The 22,343-nt window shown below is 72.5% G+C and carries 18 protein-coding genes; 3 read left to right on the forward strand and 15 right to left on the reverse strand.

Annotated elements, in window-relative coordinates:
* The 7 genes from M8C13_RS06555 to M8C13_RS06585 form a co-directional block, all read right to left on the reverse strand.
* Entirely contained in the window at window positions 1–996 is a 996-nt protein-coding gene (locus M8C13_RS06555; protein WP_308202772.1) for a phosphotransferase, read from the reverse strand.
* Complete coding sequence (locus M8C13_RS06560; protein WP_252479574.1) at window positions 945–3,290, reverse strand: hypothetical protein; 2,346 nt, start codon at window positions 3,288–3,290, stop codon at window positions 945–947. The genes M8C13_RS06555 and M8C13_RS06560 overlap by 52 nt, the downstream gene beginning before the upstream one ends.
* A complete protein-coding gene (locus M8C13_RS06565) occupies window positions 3,287–4,258 on the reverse strand; it encodes a hypothetical protein (protein WP_252479575.1) in 972 nt (323 codons plus the stop codon). The genes M8C13_RS06560 and M8C13_RS06565 overlap by 4 nt, the downstream gene beginning before the upstream one ends.
* A gap of 86 nt (window positions 4,259–4,344) precedes the next feature.
* Window positions 4,345–5,604, reverse strand: coding sequence for a glycosyltransferase (locus M8C13_RS45325; protein ID WP_252479576.1), 1,260 nt, complete (start codon window positions 5,602–5,604; stop codon window positions 4,345–4,347).
* Entirely contained in the window at window positions 5,601–5,801 is a 201-nt protein-coding gene (locus M8C13_RS06575; protein WP_252479577.1) for a ferredoxin, read from the reverse strand. The genes M8C13_RS45325 and M8C13_RS06575 overlap by 4 nt, the downstream gene beginning before the upstream one ends.
* Complete coding sequence (locus M8C13_RS06580; RefSeq protein WP_252479578.1) at window positions 5,801–7,009, reverse strand: cytochrome P450; 1,209 nt, start codon at window positions 7,007–7,009, stop codon at window positions 5,801–5,803. Before M8C13_RS06580 ends, M8C13_RS06575 begins: the two co-directional genes overlap by 1 nt.
* A gap of 37 nt (window positions 7,010–7,046) precedes the next feature.
* A complete protein-coding gene (locus tag M8C13_RS06585; protein WP_252479579.1) occupies window positions 7,047–8,267 on the reverse strand; it encodes an MFS transporter in 1,221 nt (406 codons plus the stop codon).
* Window positions 8,268–8,340: 73 nt separating this feature from the next.
* Between M8C13_RS06585 and M8C13_RS06590 the strand changes: the two genes are divergently transcribed.
* On the forward strand, window positions 8,341–9,330 hold the full coding sequence (locus tag M8C13_RS06590; RefSeq protein ID WP_252479580.1) for a DUF5937 family protein: 990 nt from the start codon (window positions 8,341–8,343) through the stop codon (window positions 9,328–9,330).
* On the opposite strand, the gene M8C13_RS06595 is transcribed toward M8C13_RS06590, so the two are convergent.
* The 3 genes from M8C13_RS06595 to ispG all read right to left on the reverse strand — a co-directional run bounded on the left by M8C13_RS06595 (window position 9,316) and on the right by ispG (window position 12,504).
* The gene (locus M8C13_RS06595) at window positions 9,316–10,290 is read right to left on the reverse strand and encodes a hypothetical protein (protein WP_252479581.1); all 975 of its coding nucleotides are present in this window, start codon (window positions 10,288–10,290) and stop codon (window positions 9,316–9,318) included. The genes M8C13_RS06590 and M8C13_RS06595 overlap by 15 nt on opposite strands.
* Before the next feature lie 67 nt (window positions 10,291–10,357).
* A complete protein-coding gene (locus tag M8C13_RS06600; protein ID WP_252479582.1) occupies window positions 10,358–11,401 on the reverse strand; it encodes a terpene synthase family protein in 1,044 nt (347 codons plus the stop codon).
* On the reverse strand, window positions 11,398–12,504 hold the full coding sequence (gene ispG / locus M8C13_RS06605) for a flavodoxin-dependent (E)-4-hydroxy-3-methylbut-2-enyl-diphosphate synthase (protein ID WP_252479779.1): 1,107 nt from the start codon (window positions 12,502–12,504) through the stop codon (window positions 11,398–11,400). The genes M8C13_RS06600 and ispG overlap by 4 nt, the downstream gene beginning before the upstream one ends.
* 464 nt (window positions 12,505–12,968) lie before the next feature.
* On the opposite strand from ispG, the gene M8C13_RS06610 reads away from it, so the two are divergent.
* Window positions 12,969–16,625 carry a S8 family serine peptidase gene (locus tag M8C13_RS06610; protein ID WP_252479583.1) on the forward strand — a complete coding sequence of 1,219 codons (3,657 nt, stop codon included), beginning with the start codon at window positions 12,969–12,971 and terminating at the stop codon, window positions 16,623–16,625.
* A gap of 49 nt (window positions 16,626–16,674) precedes the next feature.
* On the opposite strand, the gene M8C13_RS06615 is transcribed toward M8C13_RS06610, so the two are convergent.
* Window positions 16,675–18,333 carry a catalase gene (locus M8C13_RS06615; protein WP_305883924.1) on the reverse strand — a complete coding sequence of 553 codons (1,659 nt, stop codon included), beginning with the start codon at window positions 18,331–18,333 and terminating at the stop codon, window positions 16,675–16,677.
* Window positions 18,334–18,398: 65 nt separating this feature from the next.
* Window positions 18,399–19,262, reverse strand: coding sequence for a manganese catalase family protein (locus M8C13_RS06620; protein WP_252479584.1), 864 nt, complete (start codon window positions 19,260–19,262; stop codon window positions 18,399–18,401).
* Window positions 19,263–19,371: 109 nt separating this feature from the next.
* Here M8C13_RS06620 and M8C13_RS06625 point away from each other — a divergent pair, with 109 nt between their 5' ends.
* The gene (locus tag M8C13_RS06625) at window positions 19,372–20,031 is read left to right on the forward strand and encodes a BTAD domain-containing putative transcriptional regulator (protein ID WP_252479585.1); all 660 of its coding nucleotides are present in this window, start codon (window positions 19,372–19,374) and stop codon (window positions 20,029–20,031) included.
* Window positions 20,032–20,081: 50 nt separating this feature from the next.
* On the opposite strand, the gene M8C13_RS06630 is transcribed toward M8C13_RS06625, so the two are convergent.
* From M8C13_RS06630 to M8C13_RS06640, 3 genes are all read right to left on the reverse strand, one after another.
* Window positions 20,082–20,690, reverse strand: coding sequence for a hypothetical protein (locus M8C13_RS06630; RefSeq protein WP_252479586.1), 609 nt, complete (start codon window positions 20,688–20,690; stop codon window positions 20,082–20,084).
* Window positions 20,691–20,734: 44 nt separating this feature from the next.
* Complete coding sequence (locus M8C13_RS06635) at window positions 20,735–21,370, reverse strand: DUF6801 domain-containing protein (RefSeq protein ID WP_252479587.1); 636 nt, start codon at window positions 21,368–21,370, stop codon at window positions 20,735–20,737.
* Between the two features lie 208 nt (window positions 21,371–21,578).
* Window positions 21,579–22,337 (reverse strand): hypothetical protein, encoded by a 759-nt coding sequence (locus M8C13_RS06640; protein WP_252479588.1) that lies wholly within the window; start codon window positions 22,335–22,337, stop codon window positions 21,579–21,581.
* Window positions 22,338–22,343 lie beyond the last annotated feature (6 nt).

Consider the following 22,343-nt stretch of genomic DNA (forward strand, 5'->3'; position numbering starts at 1 on the left):
CTATGTCGATACGGAGTGACGGACGTCCAAGTGTTCTAAGACTTCCGGCAGCCGGTCGGTCCAGTCGAGCAGCCGTCGCCGCCAGAGTCCGACCCTGGTCACCGCGGCCGCGGGCAGCGACTCGTCGGCGGCCCACTCCGCCCAGTCCTCGCCGGCCAGCCAGTCCAGGCAGCCCACGACGCGGTGCAGCAGCAGCGGGATCTCCGGCACGGTGCGGCCGTAGCCGGTCCAGAAGGCCGGGGGCAGCTCGGCGCCGTGCAGGTAGGCGTGCTCCTGGAAGGCGGACAGCTCGTCAAGGGGCTGGCGGACGCCGGGGTAGTCCCAGTCGATCAGGGTGGCCCGGTCCGGCCCGACGATCACGTTGAACAGGTTGACGTCGCCGTGCACCAGGCAGGGACGCTCGGCGCGCAGCTCACCGGCGTGCGCGAGCAGCGCGGCGTCGACCGCGGGCAGCAGAGGCAGCAGCGCGGGGCGGTGTTGCCGCACCCACGGCTGGGTCGCGGCCAGTTCGGCGCGCAGCCGGTCGACCGGGTCGGCCGGGGTCAGCCGGAGGCCGTCGGGGCGGAGCTCGCCGTGCAGGTGCGCGGGAAAGCCCACCGCGTGCACCGCGGCCAGCGCCCGGCCGACCGCGTGCCAGACCCGGTCGGTCGCGGTGCCCGTGCGCACGGCCTCGGCCAGGGTGATGCCCTCGACATAGGCCACCAGGCGGTCGCCGCGGTCGTTCGCGGCCAGCAGGGCCGGTGCGCCGACCTGGTTGGCGGCCAGGAAATCCGCCATCGCCCTCGGGCTGGGCCGGGGGTGTTCGTGTTGGCGCAGCACCACTTTGCGGCCGTCGGCGAGCACGGCCAGGTGCAGCGTGTTGTCCAGTCCGTCGCCGCCGATCGGCTCGACCTGGGCCGCCGCGGGCAGTCCCGCGGCGGCGATCAGGTCGCCGAGGGCTTGGTTCAGCGGCCCACCAGGTCGCGGCTGATCAGCGACGGCAGGTCGACCCCGCAGCGCTCGGCCAGCTCGCGCACCGGGTCCGGCAGCGGCAGCAGCTTGCGGATGTCCTTGGTCGCCGGGACGCCCTCACTGCCGCCGATCAGGCTGTGCGGGGTGCTCATCCCGGACAGCTGGTAGCTGCGCCAGGTCGGCGGCTTGCCCTCGGTGAAGGCCAGCGAACGTCCGCTCCACAGCAGCAGTGCCATGGTGCGGCGGTTGCTCACCACCACCGCGGTGCCGCCCTGCTTGCTCACCGCGGCGAAGTCGGTGATCATCCGGGCGGCTTCGCGCAGCGGGCGCCGGCACTCGCCGGTCACCACCCACGCGCCGTCCAGCCGGTCGATCTCGAATCCTCGCTCGCGCAGATCCTCCTGCACGGCCGCGCTCGGTTCGTCCACCGAGTTCTCGGCCAGTTCCAACACCTGCTCGACCTCGGTCACCGTGGTCGTTCTCCCTTCGAACCGCCGCGTGTCCGGCAACAGCGGTTCCACCAACTCGGGCCTGCCGAATGCGGCCCATTCATAACATCGCTCCCACGCGTGGCGCGCGGTCCGGTCGGCGGCTGAGCCGCCTTGGAGATCGGCATCCTGCAACAGCAAGGCGAGGCAGGCGGCGAGCAGGGTGCTCAGCCGCGCCTGCGCCTGGTCGGGCAGTGCCTTCTGCTCGGCCTCGGTGGGGCACAGGGACTGCGCCAGCGCACTGAGGCCGGGCCGCCATTCGTCGTCGTGACCCCAGACCCCGGCGGCGAGCAGGTCCAGGTACAGGCAGGTGAGCAGCATGCGCACCGGCAGTGGCGCGCCGGGCTCGGCCGCGGCGACCCAGCGAGCGGCCAGTGCGCGGACCTTGTCCCGGTCCTCGTCCTGGAGCAGCGCTCCGGCGGGGTGGCCGTCCTCGGCGAGCTCGCCGACGGTCCAGGCGGCAGGCCTGGGTTCGGGCAGCACGGAGACCGCGCCGGGCAGCACCCGCTCGGTCAGCGGGTCGCCGAGAACCGATCGGGTGAACTGCACGTAGGCGGCCCAATCCGGCCGGAACGGCAGTTGATCAGCGGTAATCTTGCCGAGGGTGTCGGTGAACCGGCTCAGGCGGGCCGGGTCGGCGAGCAGCGCGGCCGCGGGCCGGTCGGACAGGCCGGAGCCGCTGCTCTGCTCGGTGCGGGGCGCGCAGGCGGTCAGGTCGGTGACGTGCGCGGGGCCGGAGGCGACGCGGCGCTCGTCCACCAGTGCGCTCACCCGGAGCGCGACTCCCGGTTCCTCGGCGGGAACCCGGGCGCGCACGGGGCCGTTGACGTACAGCTCGGCGGCGGGCACCCGATGGGCAGCGAGCCAGCCGTTGCCGGTCAGGGTTTCCACGATGACGCCGTGGGTGCCGCGCGGCACCAGGAACTCCACCACCGTAGTGTCGTCCTCGCGAAAAGCGCCGAGCAGCCGGGGTCCCCTTGTGCTCTGCGACACAGCGTCCTGGGACACAGGGGTTTCCGGGGGCAGCGGACCGCTTTCGCCTTCCGGCGCAACGGACTCCGCGCGCGGGTGCAGGGCGGCCAGCACGCAGTCACCGCCCTCGGCGACCGAGCGCAGCAGCCCGGACCCGGTGAGGTGGCCGCCGGCCAGCGCGGTCCACCGGCCGTCAGTGGCCTGCCATTCAATGAGCGTCGCGTCCGCGGGCGCGGTGCGGACCTCGCGCGGCTGGAGGTGCTCGGTGAGGGCGTGCACGGCGGCCGGGTCGGCGGCGGGCGCGGTCAGGCCGAGCACCCGGACCGGACCCGGGGGCAGCTGGGCCAGCAGGGGTTCGGTGAGGTTGCCGAGGAAACGCAGCCCGGCGGCTCGGGTGGCTGAGGGCACCATGGCGATGGCGATCTCGTCCAGGGTGTCGGCCAGCCAGGACGGCAGGGTCAGCGCCTGGGCCAGGTCGGCCAGCCAGGTGCCGAGGTCGGCCAGCGCCACTGGTCCCTCGGCCAGGTCGCTGTGCACGGCCAGCCACAAGCCGCCGCCGGTGTACCCGTCCAGGGTGGGATCGCCGGAGCCGACCGCCACCGCGACCCGGTCCGCACCGAGCAGCACCGCGAGCCGGGGCAGGAACCTGCCCTGGCCCAGCGCGTGCCCGTGCTGGTAGGCGCGACCGGCGAAGCGGACGTCGGCCGGGTCGTGCTGGGCCGCGCCGTGCCCGGTGAGCACGGTGACCCGCGCGCCGAGCTCGCGCGCCCTGGGCAGGCAGTGCCGTTCCAGGTAGTCGAGGTCGACGGCGTGGCCGGTGATCAGCAGCTCGCGCAGCGGGCCGGTCCACTCGGCGAGCAGGGACAGCGGGGTGCTCACGGGGAGACCTCCAGCAGGCGCGCGCCGAGCGGGGTGACACCGAGGCCTTCGTCCTCAGTGGCGGAGAAGAGGTTCTCGGCCTGGGCGAGCTGGCCGAGGGTGTTGAGGTGCAGGGGGATCGGGCCTGCGTCCGGCGGGGCCGGGGAGGCGGCGGCCGGGGCCGGACTGGCGGCGGGCGGCGGGCCGGGGTGCGGCTGGTTGCGGCGGACACCGATCCGGTGCGCCTGGGCCAGCATGTCCGCCACCAGTGTGCGCCCCAAGGCCCGCAGGCTGCGCGCCGACTCCGCGCGCTGGGCCACGAAGCCGGGGTCCAGGTACACCCCGGTCTGACCGAGGAAGGCGATCTTGGCCTTGCCGCGCAAGGTCTCCGCGCGCTGGGCGCCGATCAGCAGGGTGGCCAGCGCGCCGGGGATGGGGGGCAGGCGGAGGGAGAGCTCGGCGGGAGCCGGGTGGCCCGCGGCGTCGGTGTGCGCGGGCAGGTCGGCGGTGAAGGCGGCGACCGTGACATCGGGGAGGGACTCGGTGGTGAGCTGCTGCGGGTCGGGATGTCCGGCCAGTGCGGCCCACCAGCGGCGCCAGGCGTCCACGCTGTGCCGGCGGAGCAGCACGCCGCGCCAGGTGGCCGCGACCTCCAGGCCGCGCAGCAACGGGTCCTCGGCCAGGTAGGCGTCGTAGGCGATGGCCTGCTCGGCGGCTTCCTGCCAGTCCTGCGCCTCGGGCAGCAGCTGGGCCGCGCGGGCGAGCATTCGCAGGCTCGCCCGGCGCGGCCGGTCCTCGGCAGGCCAGGGATGTCGGCCGGAGAGGGTGAGCCACTCGGGGCCGGATCCGGACGGCGGGGAGATTCCGGGCAGCAGCCGCGCCAGCGCGGCCAGCACGGGGGCTTCGACGTTGAGGGGGTAGCGCGGGACGCCCGGGGTGCCGGTGGGTTCGGTCCATGCCGGGCCGGACACAGCACTGGCGTTGGGCACGCGCACCCCCTCGTCGATCTTCGCCTGACCACCGTGTCACATCACGGCCCGGTTTCCCACCGCGAGCGGCCCGAGTGTGACCAGGGTCAGGCTCTGGCGCCCAACCTAGCCACCGCCTCGATGACCCGGCCCGCGCCATCCTCCTGCGCCACCCGCTCGGCCAATGCGGCAGCGCGGCGGCGGTAGCCGGGGCCGGTGACCGCGTCCCTGATCAACGCGGCCAGCCGGGGCGCGGTGATCTTCTTCATCGGCACCGAGCCGGGGCTGACGCCGAGCTCGGCCAGCCGGTCGGCCCACAGCGGCTGGTCGCCCAGCACCGGCACGATCACCGAGGGCACGCCCGCGCGCACCCCGGCGCCGGTGGTGCCCGCGCCGCCGTGGTGCACCACCGCGGCCATCCTCGGGAACAGCCAGCCGTGCGGCACCTCGCCGATGGAGAGCACGTGCTCGCCGGTGGCGGCCAGCTCGTTCCACCCGGCCTGGACCACGCCGCGGACCTTGGCCAGCGTCATCGCCTCGACCGCGATCTCGGAGAGCTCCCGCGCCCGGCCGGGGGCCATGCTGCCGAAGGACAGGAACACCGGCGGCTCCCCCGCGGCCAGGAACTCGGTCAGCTCGGCGGGCGGCTGGTAGTCCGGGGACTGCCAGGGCCACCAGTAGCCGACCACCTCGGCCTGGGCGGGCCAGTCACTGGGCCGGGGCAGCACCTGCGGGCTCCAGCCGTGCAGCACCGGCCAGCGGGTCTGCCGGATCTCGCGGTAGAGCGCGCCCGCGCTGCGCACGCCCTGCTCGCGCAGGAACTCCTTGTACCCGGGCAGGAACCCGCCGCCCAGCTGGGCGAAGCCGCGCATCATCGCGTGCGCGGCCAGGTTTCCGGTGCGCCCCAGCGAGCGGGTGGCCAGCGAGATCGGCGGCAGCTCGCCGGAGGGGATGACCCCGCTGGGGAACAGCTCCAGGCCCATGCTCGGGATGCCCGCGTTCCGGGCGATCCAGTACACGAAGCCGAACGCGGCGCGGTGGGTCAGCACCAGGTCCGCGCCCTCGACCGCGCGCTGCGCGCCCCGGCCCAGGTCGCTGATCATCTTGCTGGCGAAGCGGAGCTGCGCGGGCAGCCCGCGCAGGCCGATGCCGTGGTGCTGGAAGTCCTGGCCGGCCTTGCTGGCGAAGTCCGCGCGGATGTCGCCGGGCATCTCCCGGAAGCCGAGCCCGGCCTCCCGGACCATCGGCTCGAACAGCTGCTGCGTGGCCAGCGACACCTCGTGCCCCGCCTCCCGCAACCGCACCCCCAGGCCGACGAACGGCGCGGTGTCCCCGCGCGAGCCCGCCGTCACGATCACGATCTTCACGAACTCTCCTCCAGCGTGATGGCCGCCGCCGGGCACAGCTGGGCCGCCTCCCGGACCGCGGCGAGCTCACTCGTCAGCGGTTCCGGGGTCAGCAGCAGCACCGTGCCCGCCTGCTCGTCCTGGTCGAAGACCGCGGGCGCGGTGAGCGCGCACATGCCGGCCCCACAACAACGATCGGTGTCGACCTCGACCCGCATCAGGACTCCCAGGTGACCGGGAGGCTGTGCACGCCGTAGATGCCCATCTTGGTGCGCATCGGCACCTCCTCGGCGGGCACGGCCAAGCGCAGGGTCGGGAAGCGCTGGAACAGCTTGCGGTAGCCGATCCGCATCTCCACCCTGGCCAGCTGCTGGCCGAGGCACTGGTGCACGCCGTGGCCGAAGGCGAGGTGCCCGCTGGCGTGCCTGCCCAGGTCCAGCTGGTCCGGGTGCGGGAACTTCTCCGGGTCCCGGTTCGCGGTCGGGGTGTGCAGCTGCACGCACTCCCCCTTGGCGATGGTCACCCCGGCGATCTCCACGTCCTCCAGCGCCACCCGCTGCAACCCGAAGTGGGTGATGGTCAGGTAGCGCAGCAGCTCCTCCACCGCGGGCTCGACCAGCTCGGGATCACCGGTGAAGGCCTTGAGCTGGTCCGGGTTCTCCAGCAGCGCGAAGGCGCCGAGGGAGAGCATGTTCGCGGTGGTCTCATGGCCTGCGGTGAGCAGCAGCACGGCGAAGGAGATCAGCTCCTCCTGGTCCAGCTCGCCGCCGGTGACCAGGCCGCTGAGCAGGTCGTCGGCCGGTGTGACCCGCTTGCGCTCGATCAGCTCGCCCAGGTAGGCCATGATCTCGCCGAAGGCCGCCATCACCTCCTCGTCGCCGCTTTCCAGGTTCATCATCAGCTTGGTGCGCTCGTGGAAGACCGCCCGCTCGGCATAGGGCACGCCGAGCAGCTCGCAGATCACCAGCGACGGGATGGCCAGCGCGTAGTCGTGCACCAGCTCGGCGGGCGGGCCCTTGCGGGCCATCGCGTCCAGGTGCTCCTCGGCGATCTGCTCGATCCGCGGGATCAGCTCGTTCATCCGGCGCACGGTGAACTGGCCGGTGAGCAGCTTGCGGTAGTGGCTGTGCTCGGGCGGGTCCATCTGGATGAACATGCCGCGCGGCACCGGCGGCAGGGCCTTGCCCTTGAACCGCTCCACGTCGATCGGCACGTGCCGCAGCTCGCCGCGGGAGCTGAACCGGGAGTCGGCCAGGATCTGCCTGGCCAGCGCGTGCCCGGTGACCACCCAGCCGAGGTGGCCGTCCGGGAAGCGCATCCTGGCCACGGGTTCGGTCTCCCGCAGCCGCCCCAGCTCCGCGGGCGGGTCGAAGGGGCAGCCAGCGGGCCGCGTGGTGGGCAGCGCGTTCGGCAACGAGATCGTCATGCCCACCACGCTACAGAAGTTTCACAAACTCATGAAGTTAATGTTCCGTATAAATCCGTCGGCGGACGGCCGGCCCGATGGCGAGCGCGCCGGCCGCGCCGAGCAGGCCGAGGACGAGGCAGCCGGTCCAGGCGGCGGCCGGTCCACCGTGCTGGTAGACCCAGGTGCCCAGCAGCGGCCCGGTGAGCGCGGCGGCGCTGAACCCGAAGCCGATGGCGGCCTGGTAGCGGCCGCGCGCGGCCGGTGGCGCGAGGTCGGCGGCCAGCGCGCCGAGCAGTCCGGCCATGGCGATCTCGCCGAGGGTCCACACCACCACGGTCAGCACGTACTCCAGCGCGGTCTCGGCCAGTCCGGTGAGCGCCATGCCGATGCCGACCACGGCCCAGGCGATGGCGAGCACCCGCATCCGGTCGAAGCGCGCCACCCAGGTGCTGGCCAGCGGTTGCAGGATGACGATGAGCACGCCGTTGACCGCGACGATGCTGCCGTAGCCCGCCGCGCCGAGCCCGGAGTCCTTGATGGCCAACGGGATGATGACCTCGGCCTGGGTGTAGACGGTGGCGTGCACCAGGACCAGCAGCACCAGCCCGAGCAGCAGCCGGTCCCGCAGCAGCGCGCGCAGCCCGAACACCGGAGTGTCCACAGTGGACTTGACCACGCGTTCGGCGGACTTGGGGATGCCGAGGCCGACGATGACCGCGAAGGCGGTGCAGCCGGTGGCGTTGAGCGCGAACAGCAGCCAGTAGCCGGAGTCGGCGAGGTGGCCCGCCATCACGCTGGCCACCGAGAAGCCGAGGTTGATGGCCCAGAACTGGAGCCCGTAGGCCTTGGTGAGCAGCGGCCGTTCCACCACGTCGGCGATCAGCGCGGCGGCGGCCGGGCGGAAGATGTCGGCCGCCACGCCGTGCAGGAAGGCCGCGCCGATCAGCAGCGGCAGGCTGTGCACCGCGCCGAGCAGCATCAGGCAGCCCGCACTGGACAGCAACCCGAGCATCAGGGTGAACCGGCGGCCGACCCGGTCGGTGAGCACCCCGCCGAGGGGCTGGCTGAACAGCGCGCCGACGCCCTTGGCCGCCAGCACCAGGCCGACCTGGTCCAGGGGGATGCCCATGGCGGTCAGGTAGAGCACGAGGAAACCGGCGACCACGCCGCCGATGCGGTTGACCAGGCTGCCGTAGAACAAGATCCAGAACGGCCGCGGCAGACCGGCGAAGGGCCCGGTCCGCGCGGGGCTGGCGGGGGTGGTCTCGATGCTCACGGTGAGGAGCCTGCGCCCCTTACCCGAGGACCGAGCAATGATTTAGAGTGGGCTAAATCCTGGGGGGTGCACCATGCCTGAGCTGGAGCTGGAGTTCTCCGTCGCCGACCTGGCGCGGACCCGGTTCGCGTTCTCGCCGCTGTGGGAGACGGTGGTCAGCGTGCGGGTGCTCAAGACGCCCGGCGAGCACGCGCTGCACTTCCCGTGGCTGCGCGAGACCCGCGAGCGGCTGGCCGACTCCGGGCTGGACCTCACCCCGCTGACCGACCTGATCCCCGGGCCGCACAGCGGTTTCCCGGACTTCCTCACCCCGCCACCGGACACCGCGGTGCCCGACTTCGACACCGAGCTGGCCCTGATGGCCCGGTCCACGCCGGCGCAGATCCGCAAGGACCTGGCCTACTTCGACTACCCGCCGCAGGCCACGTTCGTCCGGGCGCTGCACGCCGACCCGGGGCGGCTGGCCGAGCTGGTGGAGGTGGTGCGGGCCTACTGGGAGCTGGCGATCCAGCCGTACTGGCCGCGCCTGCGGGACCTCCTGGAGGCCGAGGTGCACTTCCGCGCCCGGCGGCTGGCCCTGGGCGGGCACCAGCTGCTGTTCGAGGACCTGCACCCGCACCTGCACTGGGCTGACGGCGTGCTGCGGGTGGACAAACGCTGCTGCGTGCTCTCCGCCCAGCTCACCGGCGACGGCCTGCTGCTGGTGCCCTCGGTGTTCACCTGGCCGGACGCGCTGACCATGGTCGAGGCGGCGGGCTGGCAGCAGACCCTGTTCTACCCGCCACGCGGCATCGCCACCCTGTGGGACCACCGCGAACAGCGCTGCCCGCCGGAAGCCCTGGCCGGGGTGCTGGGCCGCTCCCGGGCGAGGTTGCTGCTGGCGCTGGGCGATCCGCTGTCCACCACCGACCTGGCCCGCCGCACCGGCCTGACCGCCGGTGGGGTGTCCCAGCACCTGGGCGCGCTGAGCGCGGCCGGGCTGGTCACCGGGCACCGGCTGGGGCGGCAGGTCAAGTACACCAGGACCAGGGTGGGCGAGCTGCTGGTCTCAGCGCCCCGCTAGCCGGGGGATGACCGCGGCCAGCACGTCCTCCGGCACCGGTCCGGCCAGGTGCACCTGCTGCGCCGACCCCTCCCGCAGCCCGATCCACACCTGGTCCTCGCCCTCCCGCGTCACCGGCTGTCCCGCCACCGTGCCCTGGTAGGGCCGGTCCCGGCCGGCCTGGGTCATGGTCGCGACCACCCGCCCCGCGCGCAGCGGGATCGCGCACACGCCATGGGGTTCGGCGGTGCCGAGCGCCGGGTCGACCCGGAACGCCTCGCCCAGGATCAGGCAGAGTTGCTGGGCGGCAACGGGAAGTGGCTGGTCGGCCACGCCGAAGCCGGGCAGCGGCGACTGGGGTGTCACCGCGGCCAGCTCGCCCTTCTCGTTGAGCCGCGGCAGTTCCGGCCCCGCTGCCCCGGCCCGGCGCAGCACCGCCTCGGCCGCCTCCTTGGCGATCTGGCCGGTCTCGCCCTGCTCGTCGCGGGCGGACTGCTCGCGCAGCTTCACCGTGACGCTCAGCGTGGGCCGCAGTCCCCGGTAGGGCCGGGCCACTTCCTCGGTGACCAGCTCCACGTCCAGGTCGCTGGCCCGCTCCTGCCGGTCCACCCTGGCCCGCCGCCCGGCCACCGTGTCCGCGCCGGTGACCAGGTCGCTGGTCAGCCGGGCGGTCAGCTCGAACCGGGCGGAGACCACGTGGCACTGGTCGGTGAGGAAGACCTCGGTGCGCACCTCACCGCGCATCGCGGCCCGCCAGTCCTGCGGCGTCGGCGCGGTGCAGAGCACGTGGCCCGCGGTCAGCTCCGGCAGGTAGCCGAGCAGCTGACCGGCGGGCATGGGCACCTCGCGCACCGCCGTGCCGTGCTGGGTGGGCCAGTCCGCGGGCAGGCTCGGCGCGGGCGCCGGTGGAGGTTCGGCCTGGCCGCAGGCCTGGGTGGCCAGCACCAGGGCGAGCAGGACCGCGCTGCACCGGGTTCGCATCTCTACAGCATGTCAGCGTCCGGCCGTCGCGGTCAGCACCGCCGTGACCGGCAGGGCGAGCCGTGCGTCATTCCCGCAGCTCGTCCCACCACCAGGCCACCGTCGGGTAAGGCAGCGGCTCCGGGCGCGGGTCCAGGGGCGTCTCCGACCACCCAGGGCTGCCCAGCCCCTGGTAACGCGGCACCCGCAGCGCCCAGTCGATGTTGCCCCTGATCCCGTGCCCCAGACAGTCCACATAGGACCGAAGCGGCGCGGAACCGCCCCGCCGCACCCGTTCCGCCAAGCGCAGGAACAGGCTCATCAAGCGGTCCCTGATGCCCACCGCGGCCAGCACCGCCTCCTCCAGGGAGCGCTCGGACCCGGTGCGCAGCACGGTGACCAGGTTCTGCTCGGTCTGGCCCAGCAGCCTCTCCTTGCGGTAGGAGTGCAGGTCGTTGTCCAGCGCGGCCACCATGCTGGCGCAGTCGGTGAGCGCGCGGACCCGTGGTGAGTCCATCTCCGACGATGGCACCTCCTCGCCGAGGCCGATCTCCAGCATGGCCATGGTGGGCGGGCCGCCGCTGGTGCCCAGGCGCATGCTCAGGTACTCGTCCAGGCCGGGCATCCGGCCGGTGGCGCGGTTGGCCACCTGCCAGGCCACCGCGAACAGCCAGCGCCGGTGCGCCTCGGTGAAGCGGCGGACCTGGGTCGGGGTGGCGCAGCCGCGGAAACGGGCGCCGATGTCGTGCAGGGCAAGGGCGTACGGGTCGGTCAGGCCGGCGCGCGCCGGATTTTCCAGCGCCTGCTGGACTTTCGCCGCCTCCGGCAGGAACTGGGCCGGGTTGGCGGAGAGCACGCCGGTGTCGCAGCGGACGTCGTCGAAGGCGAAGCCCCAGTACACCCACAGCGTCGCGGCCAGCACGTTGTGCGTGGCGCCGGTGGGCACAAAACGGCAGAAGAACTCGGCGCTGCGGGTGCCGAGCAGACGTTTGCGCGACACCCCCGGCAGGGCCATCCGGTCCAGCCAGGCCACGGCGCGCTGCTCGATGTCGGCGACCGCGGGGTGCACGGCGGGCTCGATCGGGCAGTAGCAGGGCAGCAGCTCGAAGTCCTGTTCCAGCGGCTGGGTCACTCGCGTTCCACCTCCATCCGCTCGGCCAGCGCCAGCGCCTCCTCGATCAGGGTCTCCGCGATCCGGTGCTCCGGCACCGTCTTGATCACCTTGCCCTTGACGAAGATCTGGCCCTTGCCGTTGCCGGAGGCCACCCCTAGGTCGGCCTCCCTCGCCTCGCCGGGTCCGTTCACCACACAGCCCATCACCGCGACCCGCAGCGGCACCGACATGCCCTCCAGGGCCGCGGTCACCTCCTCGGCGAGCCGGTACACATCCACCTGCGCCCGCCCGCAGGACGGGCAGGAGACGATCTCCAGTCCGCGTTCGCGCAGGCCCAGGGACTCCAAGATCCCGATGCCCACCTTGACCTCCTCCACCGGCGGCGCGGACAGCGAGACCCGGATGGTGTCGCCGATGCCCTCGCCGAGCAGCGCGCCGAAGGCCGCGGCGGACTTGATGGTGCCCTGGAAGGCCGGTCCGGCCTCGGTGACGCCCAGGTGCAGCGGGTAGTCGCACTGGGCGGCGAGCTGGCGGTAGGCGTTGACCATGACCACCGGGTCGTGGTGCTTGACCGAGAGCTTCAGGTCGGTGAACCCGTGCTCCTCGAACAGCGAGCACTCCCACAGCGCCGAGGCGACCAGCGCCTCCGGGGTGGCCTTGCCGTACTTGCGCAGCAACCGCTCGTCCAGTGAACCGGCGTTGACCCCGATCCGGATCGGCACGCCCGCCGCGCCCGCGGCCCTGGCGATCTCGCCGACCCGGTTGTCGAACTGGCGGATGTTGCCGGGGTTGACCCGCACCGCGGCGCAGCCGGCGTCGATCGCGGCGAAGACGTACCTCGGCTGGAAGTGGATGTCGGCGATCACCGGCAGCGGGGACTTGCGCGCGATGGCGGGCAGCGCGTCCGCGTCGTCCTGGCTGGGCACCGCGACCCGGACCAGTTGGCAACCGGCCGCGGTCAGCTCGGCGATCTGCTGCAGGGTGGCGTTGACGTCCGCGGTCGGGGTGGTGGTCATGGACTGCACGCTGATCGGCGCGTCGCCGCCGACCTGGACCGCGCCCACGCGCAGCGCGCGGGTCTGCCTGCGCCGGGCGAGCGGGACCGGCGAGCGGACCGGCATTCCGAGGGGCACAGCGGACACGAATTCCTCCTTGGCCGCCGATGCGCGGAATGCGCGACGACGGGACTACTTGCGGGGAAGAGGGATCGATCGAATGACGCCTGTGGCCGGACGGCAGGGAGCCTAAGTCACGAACTCGGCAGGTCAGCGAGTCCTCCGGCGCGTTCACACGAATTCGTGATGACTCACTCGTTCGCCGCGGACTGGGCCGTTCGGGGCGCGTTCCGGTGCCGTACATCGCGCGAATGGCCGCAGTACACCACGGGTTCCGCGGCGTGCGGGGCCGCTGGCGACGACCGCCCACCCGGCTGGCTGTCAGGCTGCCGTTGGAATTGCGGACTACTGGTCACCCTGAGCGAAAAGACCAGGGAAGAATCAGGGTCCGAAGCGACTTTCGTCTGCTCTTTGTGCGGCTTTTTGTCAATGCGCCACCGCACACGTGATGAAGCTGAAACATAAAGCGCATGCGACATCCCGGGAAGAGAACACTGCCGGTCGCCGCGCTGGCGACCGCACTGCTGGCACTGGGCGTGCCCGCCCTCGCCGACCCCGCCCCGCCCGGCCCGCCGCCGGGCGGAGCCGCCACCGGCGGCCTGCGGACCATCACGCTGATCACCGGCGACCAGGTGCACGTGGACGACCGCGGCCGTCCGGTGCACGTCGAGGCCGGGCCGGAGCGCACCGGCACCGCCTTCCGCAGCTGGACCGAGCAGGGCCAGTGGCAGGTGCGCCCCAGCGACGCCGAGGCGCCGGTGCGCGCGGGCCGGGTGGACCCGCGGCTGTTCAACATCAGCCTGCTGCTGGAGTCCGGCTACGAGGACGCCAAACGAGCGGACGTGCCGCTGCTGCTGGCCGGGGACAACGCCCGTTCCGCGCCCAGCGCCCTGGAGGGCACCACCCGGACCAGGGAGCTGCCCGCGCTGGGCCTGACCGCGGTGTCCGCGCCCAAGAACACCGCGGTCCGCACCTGGAACACGGTCAAGGAACAGGCGCGCGCCCGGTCCACCGGCAAGGTGTGGCTGAACGCGACGCTGAAGTACACCCTGCACGAGAGCGTGCCGCTGATCGGCGCGCCCGCCGCCTGGCGGGCCGGGCACACCGCCAAGGACGTGCCGGTGGCGGTGCTGGACAGCGGCATCGACGTGGACCACCCGGACTTCGCCGGGGTGCTCAAGCAGGCCAAGGACTTCTCCGGCTCCCCGCACGGCATCAAGGACACCATCGGGCACGGCACGCACGTCTCCTCCATCGTCGCCGGCAGCGGCGCGGCCGGGGGCGGCAAGCAGGTCGGCGTGGCCAAGGACGCGAAGCTGCTCTTCGGCAAGGTCGGCGACTTCGGACCCACCGAGGACGCCGCGCTGGCCGGGATGACCTGGGCCGCGGCCGAGCACAAGGCCAAGGCGGTGAACATGAGCTTCGGGCTCCGGCAGACCCAGCCGGACCCGGTGAGCGAGGCCATCACCCGCCTCTCCGCCGAGCACGGCACGCTGTTCGTGATCGCCGCGGGCAACAGCGGCGAGCAGGAGCCGGTCGGCCACCCGGCGACCGCGGACGCCGCGCTCGCGGTGGCCAGCTCCACCAAGGACGGCAGGCTCAGCGACTTCTCCTCGCGCGGCCCGCGGGCCGGGGACTACGGGCTCAAGCCGGAGATCGCCGCGCCGGGCGGCGAGATCCTGGCCGCCAAGGCCGGCTCCGGGGGCGGCGAGCGGTACCAGGCGATGTCGGGCACCTCGATGGCCGCCCCGCACGTGACCGGCGCGGCCGCGGTGCTGGCCGGGGCGCACCCGGACTGGAGCGCGGCCCGGCTGAAGGCGGCGCTGATGAGCACCGCCAAGCCGCTGGCCGGCGTGTCCGTGCACGGCCAGGGCGCCGGCGTGGTCGACCTGGACCGCGCCACCAGGCAGCAGGTGACCGCGGAGACCGGCGGCCTGTCCCTGGGCTACTTCACGTGGCCGCACCAGGGCCAGCAGCCCGCGAGCAAGGACGTGGTGTACCGCAACGACGGCGACACCCCGGTCACCCTGGACCTCGCACTGTCCATTGTGGACAAGCAGGGCGGCGCGCCGGATCCCGGCCAGTTCGGGCTGAGCACGCAGCGGATCACCGTGCCCGCCAAGGGAACCGAGAAGGTCAGCCTCACCGCGGACCCCGGCAAGCGGGTCGGCCTCTACGGCGGCTGGCTCACCGCGACCGCCGGGGACGTGGTGGTGCGCACCGCGGTCAGCTCCTACGTGGAGGAGGAGCGCTACGACCTGACGGTGAAGGTCACCGGCCGCGACGGCAAGCCGGTCACCGACCAGCACGAGGCCACGCTCACCGTGACCGACCTGCGCGACGGCAGCAGTCAGCAGCTCTCGCCCGGTGCGGACGGGGTGGCCACCCTGCGCGCCGCCAAGGGTGACTACCAGCTCAGCAGCACCATCAAGGAGTACGACCAGCGCGGGGTCGAGCAGGCCGACCCGGTCTCGCTCACCCAGCAGGTCGCGCCAAAACTGCGGCTGGACAAGGACATCACGCTCAACGTCGACGCGCGCACCGCGAAGCGGGTGGAGGTGGAGCTGGACGATCCGAGCCTGCGGGTCACCGGGATCGAGCTGAGCGCGGTCTCCGGCGGCAAGTCCTCAGCGCTGTTCCCGCCGTTCACCGACACCGACGCGCCGGTCTACCTCGGCTCGCTCGGCGGCTCGGCCCCGGACTTCCGGCACCTGACCCACGTGACCGCCGCGCGCCCGGAGATCAGCGCGGAGCTCGTTGCCCCGCAACGGCTTCCGCTCGGTGTGTGGCGCAACCGGTCCTCGCCGCAGCTGCTCGGCGAGCACACCCTGCCGGTGGTGGACGTCAAGGCGGGCGACCCGGCGGACCTGGCGGGCAAGGACGTCAAGGACAAGCTGGCCCTGCTGACCCCGCCGGTCCGGGAGGACGCCGTCGACCGGATCACCGCGGTGGCCAAGGCGGGCGCGAAGGCGGTGCTGCTGGTCGAGCCCAGCCGGGTGCGACCGCAGACGAAGCTGCCGCTGCCGGTGCTGGGCAGCACCGAACACCGCCTCACCACCCTGCGCGAGCTGCTGGCCAAGGGCCCGGTCTCGATGCGGCTCAACGGGATCGCCACCAGCCCGGTCAGCTACGACCTGGCCTTCACCAGCTCCGGCACGATGGCCGAGGGCGGCAAGCTGCGCGCGCACCGGCACCAGCTGAGCCGGATCGAGGCCACCTACCGCGAGGACGGGATCACCAGCACCTTCCGGCCCACCTGGCGTCCGGGCCTGGACGGGCCGGTCGCCGCGGAGATCCCGGACAGCTACCCCTTCCGCGAGGGCGCGCCGCCGGTGCCGGCCGGGGCCACCCGCACCGAGTACGTGACGCCGGGCTGGTGGCGCAAGCACAGCGAGCTGGGCAACGGTTTCGACCGCGCCTCCGGTGGTGACAGCAGTCAGTTCGACCTGGCGGCCACCCGGTTCACCCGGCACGGCGCCCAGCGCGTGGACTACAACGCCGGTCCGTTCGCAGCCAGGCCCGGTGGCGGCCACGGTGGCGCGGCCCGTCGAGGTGACGAGCTGATGGCCAACGTGAACCTGTTCGTGCCGCAGGGAAACCCGGCGCAGTACGGACGGCAGGCCTACCGGTCGGTCACCGGCGAGACCACGTTGTCCAGTGGGGGCACCGTGATCGGCCGCACCGAGCAGCCCGGCAACGGGCACTGGCGGGTTCCGGCCGGTCCGGCCACCTTCGAGCTGAGCGCCAAGGCGACCTACGGGGACCGGCAGGCCGAGGCGGGCTGGACCTTCCGCTCCGACACCGCGGCCGAACTCCGCCACCTGCGCCTGCTGTACGTGACGCCGAACCTCGGCCTGGACCGGGACAACACCGCCAAGGCCGGGAAACCGTTGCCGGTCACGGTGTCCGCGCACCACGGTGAGGGCGAGACCAAGGCGACCCTGGAGGTCAGCCTGGACGGCACGAGCTGGCAGCCGGTGCCGCTGCGCAAGGCGGGCGGGGGCTGGAGCGGCCTGCTGCCCGCGCTGGGCAAGGCGGGTGACAAGGTGTCGCTGCGGCTGACCGCCGAGGACGCCGGCGGAGCCAAGGCGCACCAGACGCTGCGGCGGGCCTACACCCTGCGCTGAGCCGGAAAGCCGTGCGGGCCGGGCGTTTCCGGCCCGCACGGCGGTCCGGTCAGTCGCCCGGCTGGTACCGCTGGTCAGGCACGCAGTGCGTCATGGTGAGCCCATCCACCGGCCGCGGCCCGTTCTTGCCCAGCCGCGTCAGCCGGTCCCGGTCGTCCGCGGACAGGTCCTGGCTGGCCAGCGGCGGCAGATCCGCGACATCCGCGGGCGCGATGCCCAGCCCGTCCCCGACCCGCAGCCCGAGCTCGTCCTCCACCAGCAGGAAGTGCCACACCATCCGCTCCTGGATGGCTCGCTCGCACTGTCCCAGCTGGTCGATCAGGTTGTGCACCAGGTCGTCCTGCTCCCACTGCTCCATCAGCCGGAACCGCTGCCCCGCCTGGAGGTAGTCGTTGGTGCGCGGGATCCGCCTGCGGGTCACCCGGCCGGTGATCTCCGGTCCCTGCTCGTCGTGGGCCGGGTACTCCGCCTCGCGCAGGCCGCCGGTGATCGAGGGTTCGTAGTTCACGTGCGGGTTCTCCCCCGCCGCGTCCACCCGGTAGGTCATCGCGCCGTCCCGCTGGTTGGTGCGCACCTGCGCGTTGCGGGCCTGGTTGACCGGCAGCTGCAGGTAGTTCGGGCCGACCCGGTAGCGCTGGGTGTCGCTGTAGGAGAACGTGCGGCCCACCAGCATCTTGTCGTCGGAGAAGTCCAGGCCGTCCACCAGCACCCCGGTGCCGAAGGAGATCTGCTCGTTCTCGGCGAAGTTGTCCGACACCGGACGGTCCAGCACCATCCGGCCCACCGGCAGCGCCGGGAACTCCTGCTCCGGCCACACCTTGGTGTCGTCAAGGGGGTCGAAGTCCAGCTCCGGGTGCTCCTCGTCGGTCATCAGCTGCACCAGCAGCTCCCACTCCGGGTAGTCACCGGCCTCGATGGCGTCCCGCAGGTCCTTGGTGGCGTGGCCCAGCTCGTTGGCCTGCACCGCCGCCGCGTCCGCCGCGGTCATGCTCTTGACCCCGCACTTGGGCATCCAGTGGTACTTCACCAGGTGCGTGCGCCCGTCGGCGTCGACCCACTTGTAGGTGTTCACGCCGAAGCCCTGCATGTGCCGGTAGTCCGCCGGGATTCCCCTGGGGCTGAACAGGTTCACCAGCATGTGCATGGACTCCGGGGTCTGCGACATGAAGTCGAAGATCCGGTTCGGCTCCTGGCGGAAGGTCACCGGGTCGGGTTTGAGCGCGTGGATGACGTCCGGGAACTTGATCGCGTCCCTGATGAAGAACACCGCCAGGTTGTTGCCGACCAGGTCCCAGTTGCCGTCCTCGGTGTAGAACTTCACCGCGAACCCGCGCGGGTCCCGCGCGGCCTCCGAGGAGTCCCGGCCGCCGATCACGGTGGAGAAGCGCACCGCGACCTCGGTGCGCTTGCCCGGCTCGGCGAACAGCTTCGCCCTGGTGTACCGGGAGATCGGCTCCTCACCCCACTTGCCGTAGGCCTCGAAGTAGCCGAAGGCGGTGGTGCCGCGGGCGTGCACCACCCGCTCCGGGATCCGCTCCCGGTCGAAATGGCTGATCTTCTCCAGGAACTGGTAGTTCTCCAGCGTGGCCGGTCCGCGCGCGCCGACCGTGCGCTGGTTCTGGTTGTCGTACACCGGATGGCCCTGCCGGTTGGTCAGCACCGGGCGCTCATCGCCCGGCCCGGACCCCTTGCTCGCCACGTCGGTCATCGCGGTCACCCTCTCCTCTGGCACGATCCTGCCGCGCTCGGGGTACCCGGACCGGGCGCATCCACTCAGGTCAGCTTGTCGATCGCCCGATCGATGAGCTTCAGGTTGGCCGGTGAGGTGGCGTAGAGCAGCGGGTTCGGCTTCGGCGCCGAGGCGGGACCGCCCAGGGGCTCCGGGTGCTCCAGGTAGCCCATCTGGTGGGCGCCGTCCGGCGCGAGGCCGCTCGCCCACGGCCCCTCCGCGGACTCCTGGCCCTCGGAGAGGTTCCACAACGTGCCCGCGTGCTCGGTCTCCTCCTCGTCGAAGAGGTCGTTGGGCGCCACCGTGCCCTCCAGCCCCTCCTCCTTGAGCTGCTCGATCGCGGCCAGCCACATGTTCTGGTGCGCGGTGTCGCGGGCCAGGTTGAACTTCAGCATCGCGCGCACGCCCGGGTCGTCGCTCATGTGGTAGAGCCGGGCGGTCTGCAACCGGCCCTGGGCCTCGGCGGCCACGTTGGCCCGGAAGTCGGCGAGCAGGTTGCCGCTGGCCACGATGTAGCGGCCGTTCCACGGGTAGCCGTTGCTGTCGGCCAGCAGCGGGCCGCCACCGGCCACGATGGCCTGCTGCGGGTCCATGCCGCCGATCACCGCGGCCAGCACCGGGTCGTTCTCCACGGCCTTGGCGGTGACCTCCGACGGGGCGCCCTCCAGCAGCCGGGCGATCATGGTGGAGATCATCTCCACATGCCCGATCTCCTCGGTGGCGATGTCCAGGATCAGGTCCTTGTACTTGCCCTCCAGCCGGCAGTTCCAGCCCTGGAACAGGTACTGCATGGTCACCGTCATCTCGCCGTACGCGCCGCCCACCAGCTCCTGGAGCTTGCGGGCGTAGTGCGGGTCCGGGGCACTGGGCTTGGCCTCGAACTGCAGTCGCTTGCTGTGGTAGAACATCGCGCTCCCTACTCTGCTCGGGTCCTCCCCGACGCTAGGCAGGGCCCGTCACCACGACGTCACCGCAAGGGGGGCGTTTCCCTGGTGTGGCAACGGGAATCCCGCCGCCGTGCCAGCCTCTCTCCAGCTGCTCGGTCAGTTCGCGCTGCACGACGACCGGCCCCTGTCCACCACCCCCGTCTGCCGCAGGCTGCTCGCCTATCTGGCGCTGCGCGCGCACCCGGTCAGCAGAGCGGCCACCGCGGCCCAGCTGTGGCCGGACCTACCGGCGCAGCGGGCGCACGCCAGCCTGCGCACCACGCTGTGGCGGCTGGCCGGGCGAGAGCTGGTGTGCACGGGGCACAGCGAGCTGGCCCTGTCCGGGACCGTGCGGGTGGACGTGCGCGAGGCGCACCGGCTGGCCGGGGACCCGGAGGCGGACATGGCGCTGTTCGAGCGGGACCTGCTGCCGGACTGGCCGGAGGACTGGCTGCTGCTGGACCGCGAGTGGTTCCACGAGCTGCGGCTGCGCGCGCTGGAGGCGCTGAGCGAGGCGCACCTGCGCCAGGGCAGGCCGGTGCCCGCCTGGGCGGCGGCCACCGCGGTGGTGCGGGCCGAGCCGCTGCGGGAGAGCGGGCACCGGCTGCTGCTGCGGCTGCACCTGGCCGAGGGCAACGCGGCGGCGGCGCTGCGGCACTACGAGTGGTTCCGGCGGCAGCTGCGGGCCGAGCTGCGGGTCTCGCCCTCGCCCCGGCTGCACCGGCTGATCGCGCCGGTGTTGCGCGGTTGAGCCGCCCCTGACCGACGACGGCGGTCAGGGGCGGCTCGGTCAGCGGGCGGTCAGACCACGCGCTTGAGGTTGAGGCTGATGGTGTTGTCCGGGCCCGGGATCATGAAGTTGATCAGCAGCTCGGCCAGGTGGCAGTTGCTGAACTCCGGGATGGTGTAGGCGCCGCTGAGCTTGCCGCCGGTGAGCGGGTTGAAGCCCGGCTCGCTGGTCAGGTCGATCTGCATCGGGGCCTTGCTCTGGCACTTGTCCCCGACCGGGTAAGGGATGCCGCCCGCCTTCACATCGCGCAGCCGCAGCACCACCTGGGAGCTGGAGGTCACCACCCCGCGCACGATCTTGCCGGTGGTCTGCCCCTGCGGCAGGAACTCGATCGTCGCGGTGACCGGGATCAGGCCGAAGACCTTGAACTCCGAGTGCGCCGGCGGCAGCGTCAGGTCACCCGTGAGGTTTCCGGTGGCCGCGTTGAGGTCGACCGACAGCGCGCCCGGCCCCAGCGGCAGGGTCGAGCCGGTCTTCTTGACCACGCTCTGCCCCTCCACCGAATAGTTGATTTTCACCGCCGGACCGGCGGGCTCGGCCGCCGCGCCACCGGCGAAGGTGACAACTCCGATCAGGGCCACCGCGAGCACCCGTAACGCCGACTTACCCGATCTCCTCATGGACATTCCCTCCACGGATCGAACTACGGAATTCGTTTTCGCGCTTACCTGGCGGCGGTAACCGGAATCTTGGCCAGCAGCGGGTCCTGCCCGGCGTCCTGCTTGCAGGTCAGGTCGAAGGTGCCCAGCTCGGTGGGCGAGCCGTCGGCCTTGCGCGGGGTGAGCTTGGAGACGTGGTCGCCCACGCTGACCCCGATGTGGCCGGGCGCCCGCACGCCGATCCCGGGCACCGGGCCGCGGGCCACGGTGACCAGGTCGCCGGTCTTGGGCACCGGGGTGCTCGGGATGCGCAGGCCGGGCAGGGTGACGTCGATCAGCGCGCCGTTGGCGTCCACCGCGAGCATCGCCTCGGCGTCACCCTCGATGGTCTCGGCCTCGAACAACAGCAGGGCCTGGGCGGTCGCCTCGGGCACGGTGATGGTCGCGGAGAAGTTGGTGGTGCGCATGAGCTCGCCGACCTTGACCGTCTCCGGCATGGTGACGTCGATCTTGGTGGTCAGCTGGGACGGGCCGATCAGCGGGAACTCGCAGGTGTAGGTGAGGGTCTTGGTGATCGGCCCGCTGGCGGCGGCCGGCGCGCTCGCCCCGGCGTCGGCGACCGCGCCGGTCAGCACCAGTGCGGCGGCGCCGAGGACGGCGGCGGCTCGTCGGGACAACCGTGCGGAGAATGCGGCTCTCATGTCGGACGTCTCCTTTGACATCGAATCTCAGAGAGGGAACGGCTGATCCGCGGATGCCGCACAACTTGCGACGAATCGGAGCCTACTCGCAAGTAGGTAACGTCACAAGAAATTCACTGCCCCTTCTGTGAACCGATCGCAGAAACGTACTCCGGTGATAATTCAAGCCGACGTGCGACGGTGTTGTTTTGTCATCTGAATGCAGTCCTCAGCGCGGTTGTAGTTCGGTGATCAACCATTTTTCGCCGGTGCGGCGGGCGGTGACGCCGAGCTGGGCGGCCGAGGCGGAGGTCTGGTTGTTGTCGCCGCGGGTGGCGGTCTGGTCCAGGAAGACCAGCAGCACCGCCCGGTCGGCCGACAACTCCCGGACCCCGGTGGTGACGGCCTTGGTGGAGAGCACCAGTTTCTGCTGCGGGGCCTGCTCGCGCACCTGGGCGAACAGCGCGTCGTACTGCGCCCGCGCGGCGTCCACCAGCACCTCGGCCGCGGCCGCCTCGGTGCTCGCGGTGTCGTCGTGCCGGTAGGAGAACACCCGGCGCAGCGCCTCGGCCACCTGCCCGGCGACCTCGGCCGTGGCCGGCCCGTTGACCAGGGCCTGGTTGCGCGCGGCCGGGCTGCCGCTGGTCCGCCAGCCCTGCACCAGGAAGAACCCGGCCAGCAGCGCGAGGGCGACGGTGAGCGCGACCAGCCAGCGCCCCGCCCGGGGTGGCCGGGACCGGACCCGTTCCGCGACAACAGGTTCGGCCCCGGCCTCGTCCGCCGCGGTGACTTCCTCGGCCACTGCGGCAGCACCGGTCCCCCGAGCAGCGTCGGCCACGGGTGCGGCACCGGCCGCCGGGGCGGTCTCCGCCGCTTCCGGCCCGCCGGCGTCCCCTTCCTGGCCGGGCCGCGCGGGGTGCGTGCTGCGGGTGCCGGCCACCGCGGGCCTGCGGCGGTGCGGGGCGGTGGCGCGTCGGGTGGGAGCCATCAGAGG

The sequence above is a fragment of the Crossiella sp. SN42 genome, assembly GCF_023897065.1.
Classification (GTDB): Bacteria; Actinomycetota; Actinomycetes; order Mycobacteriales; family Pseudonocardiaceae; genus Crossiella.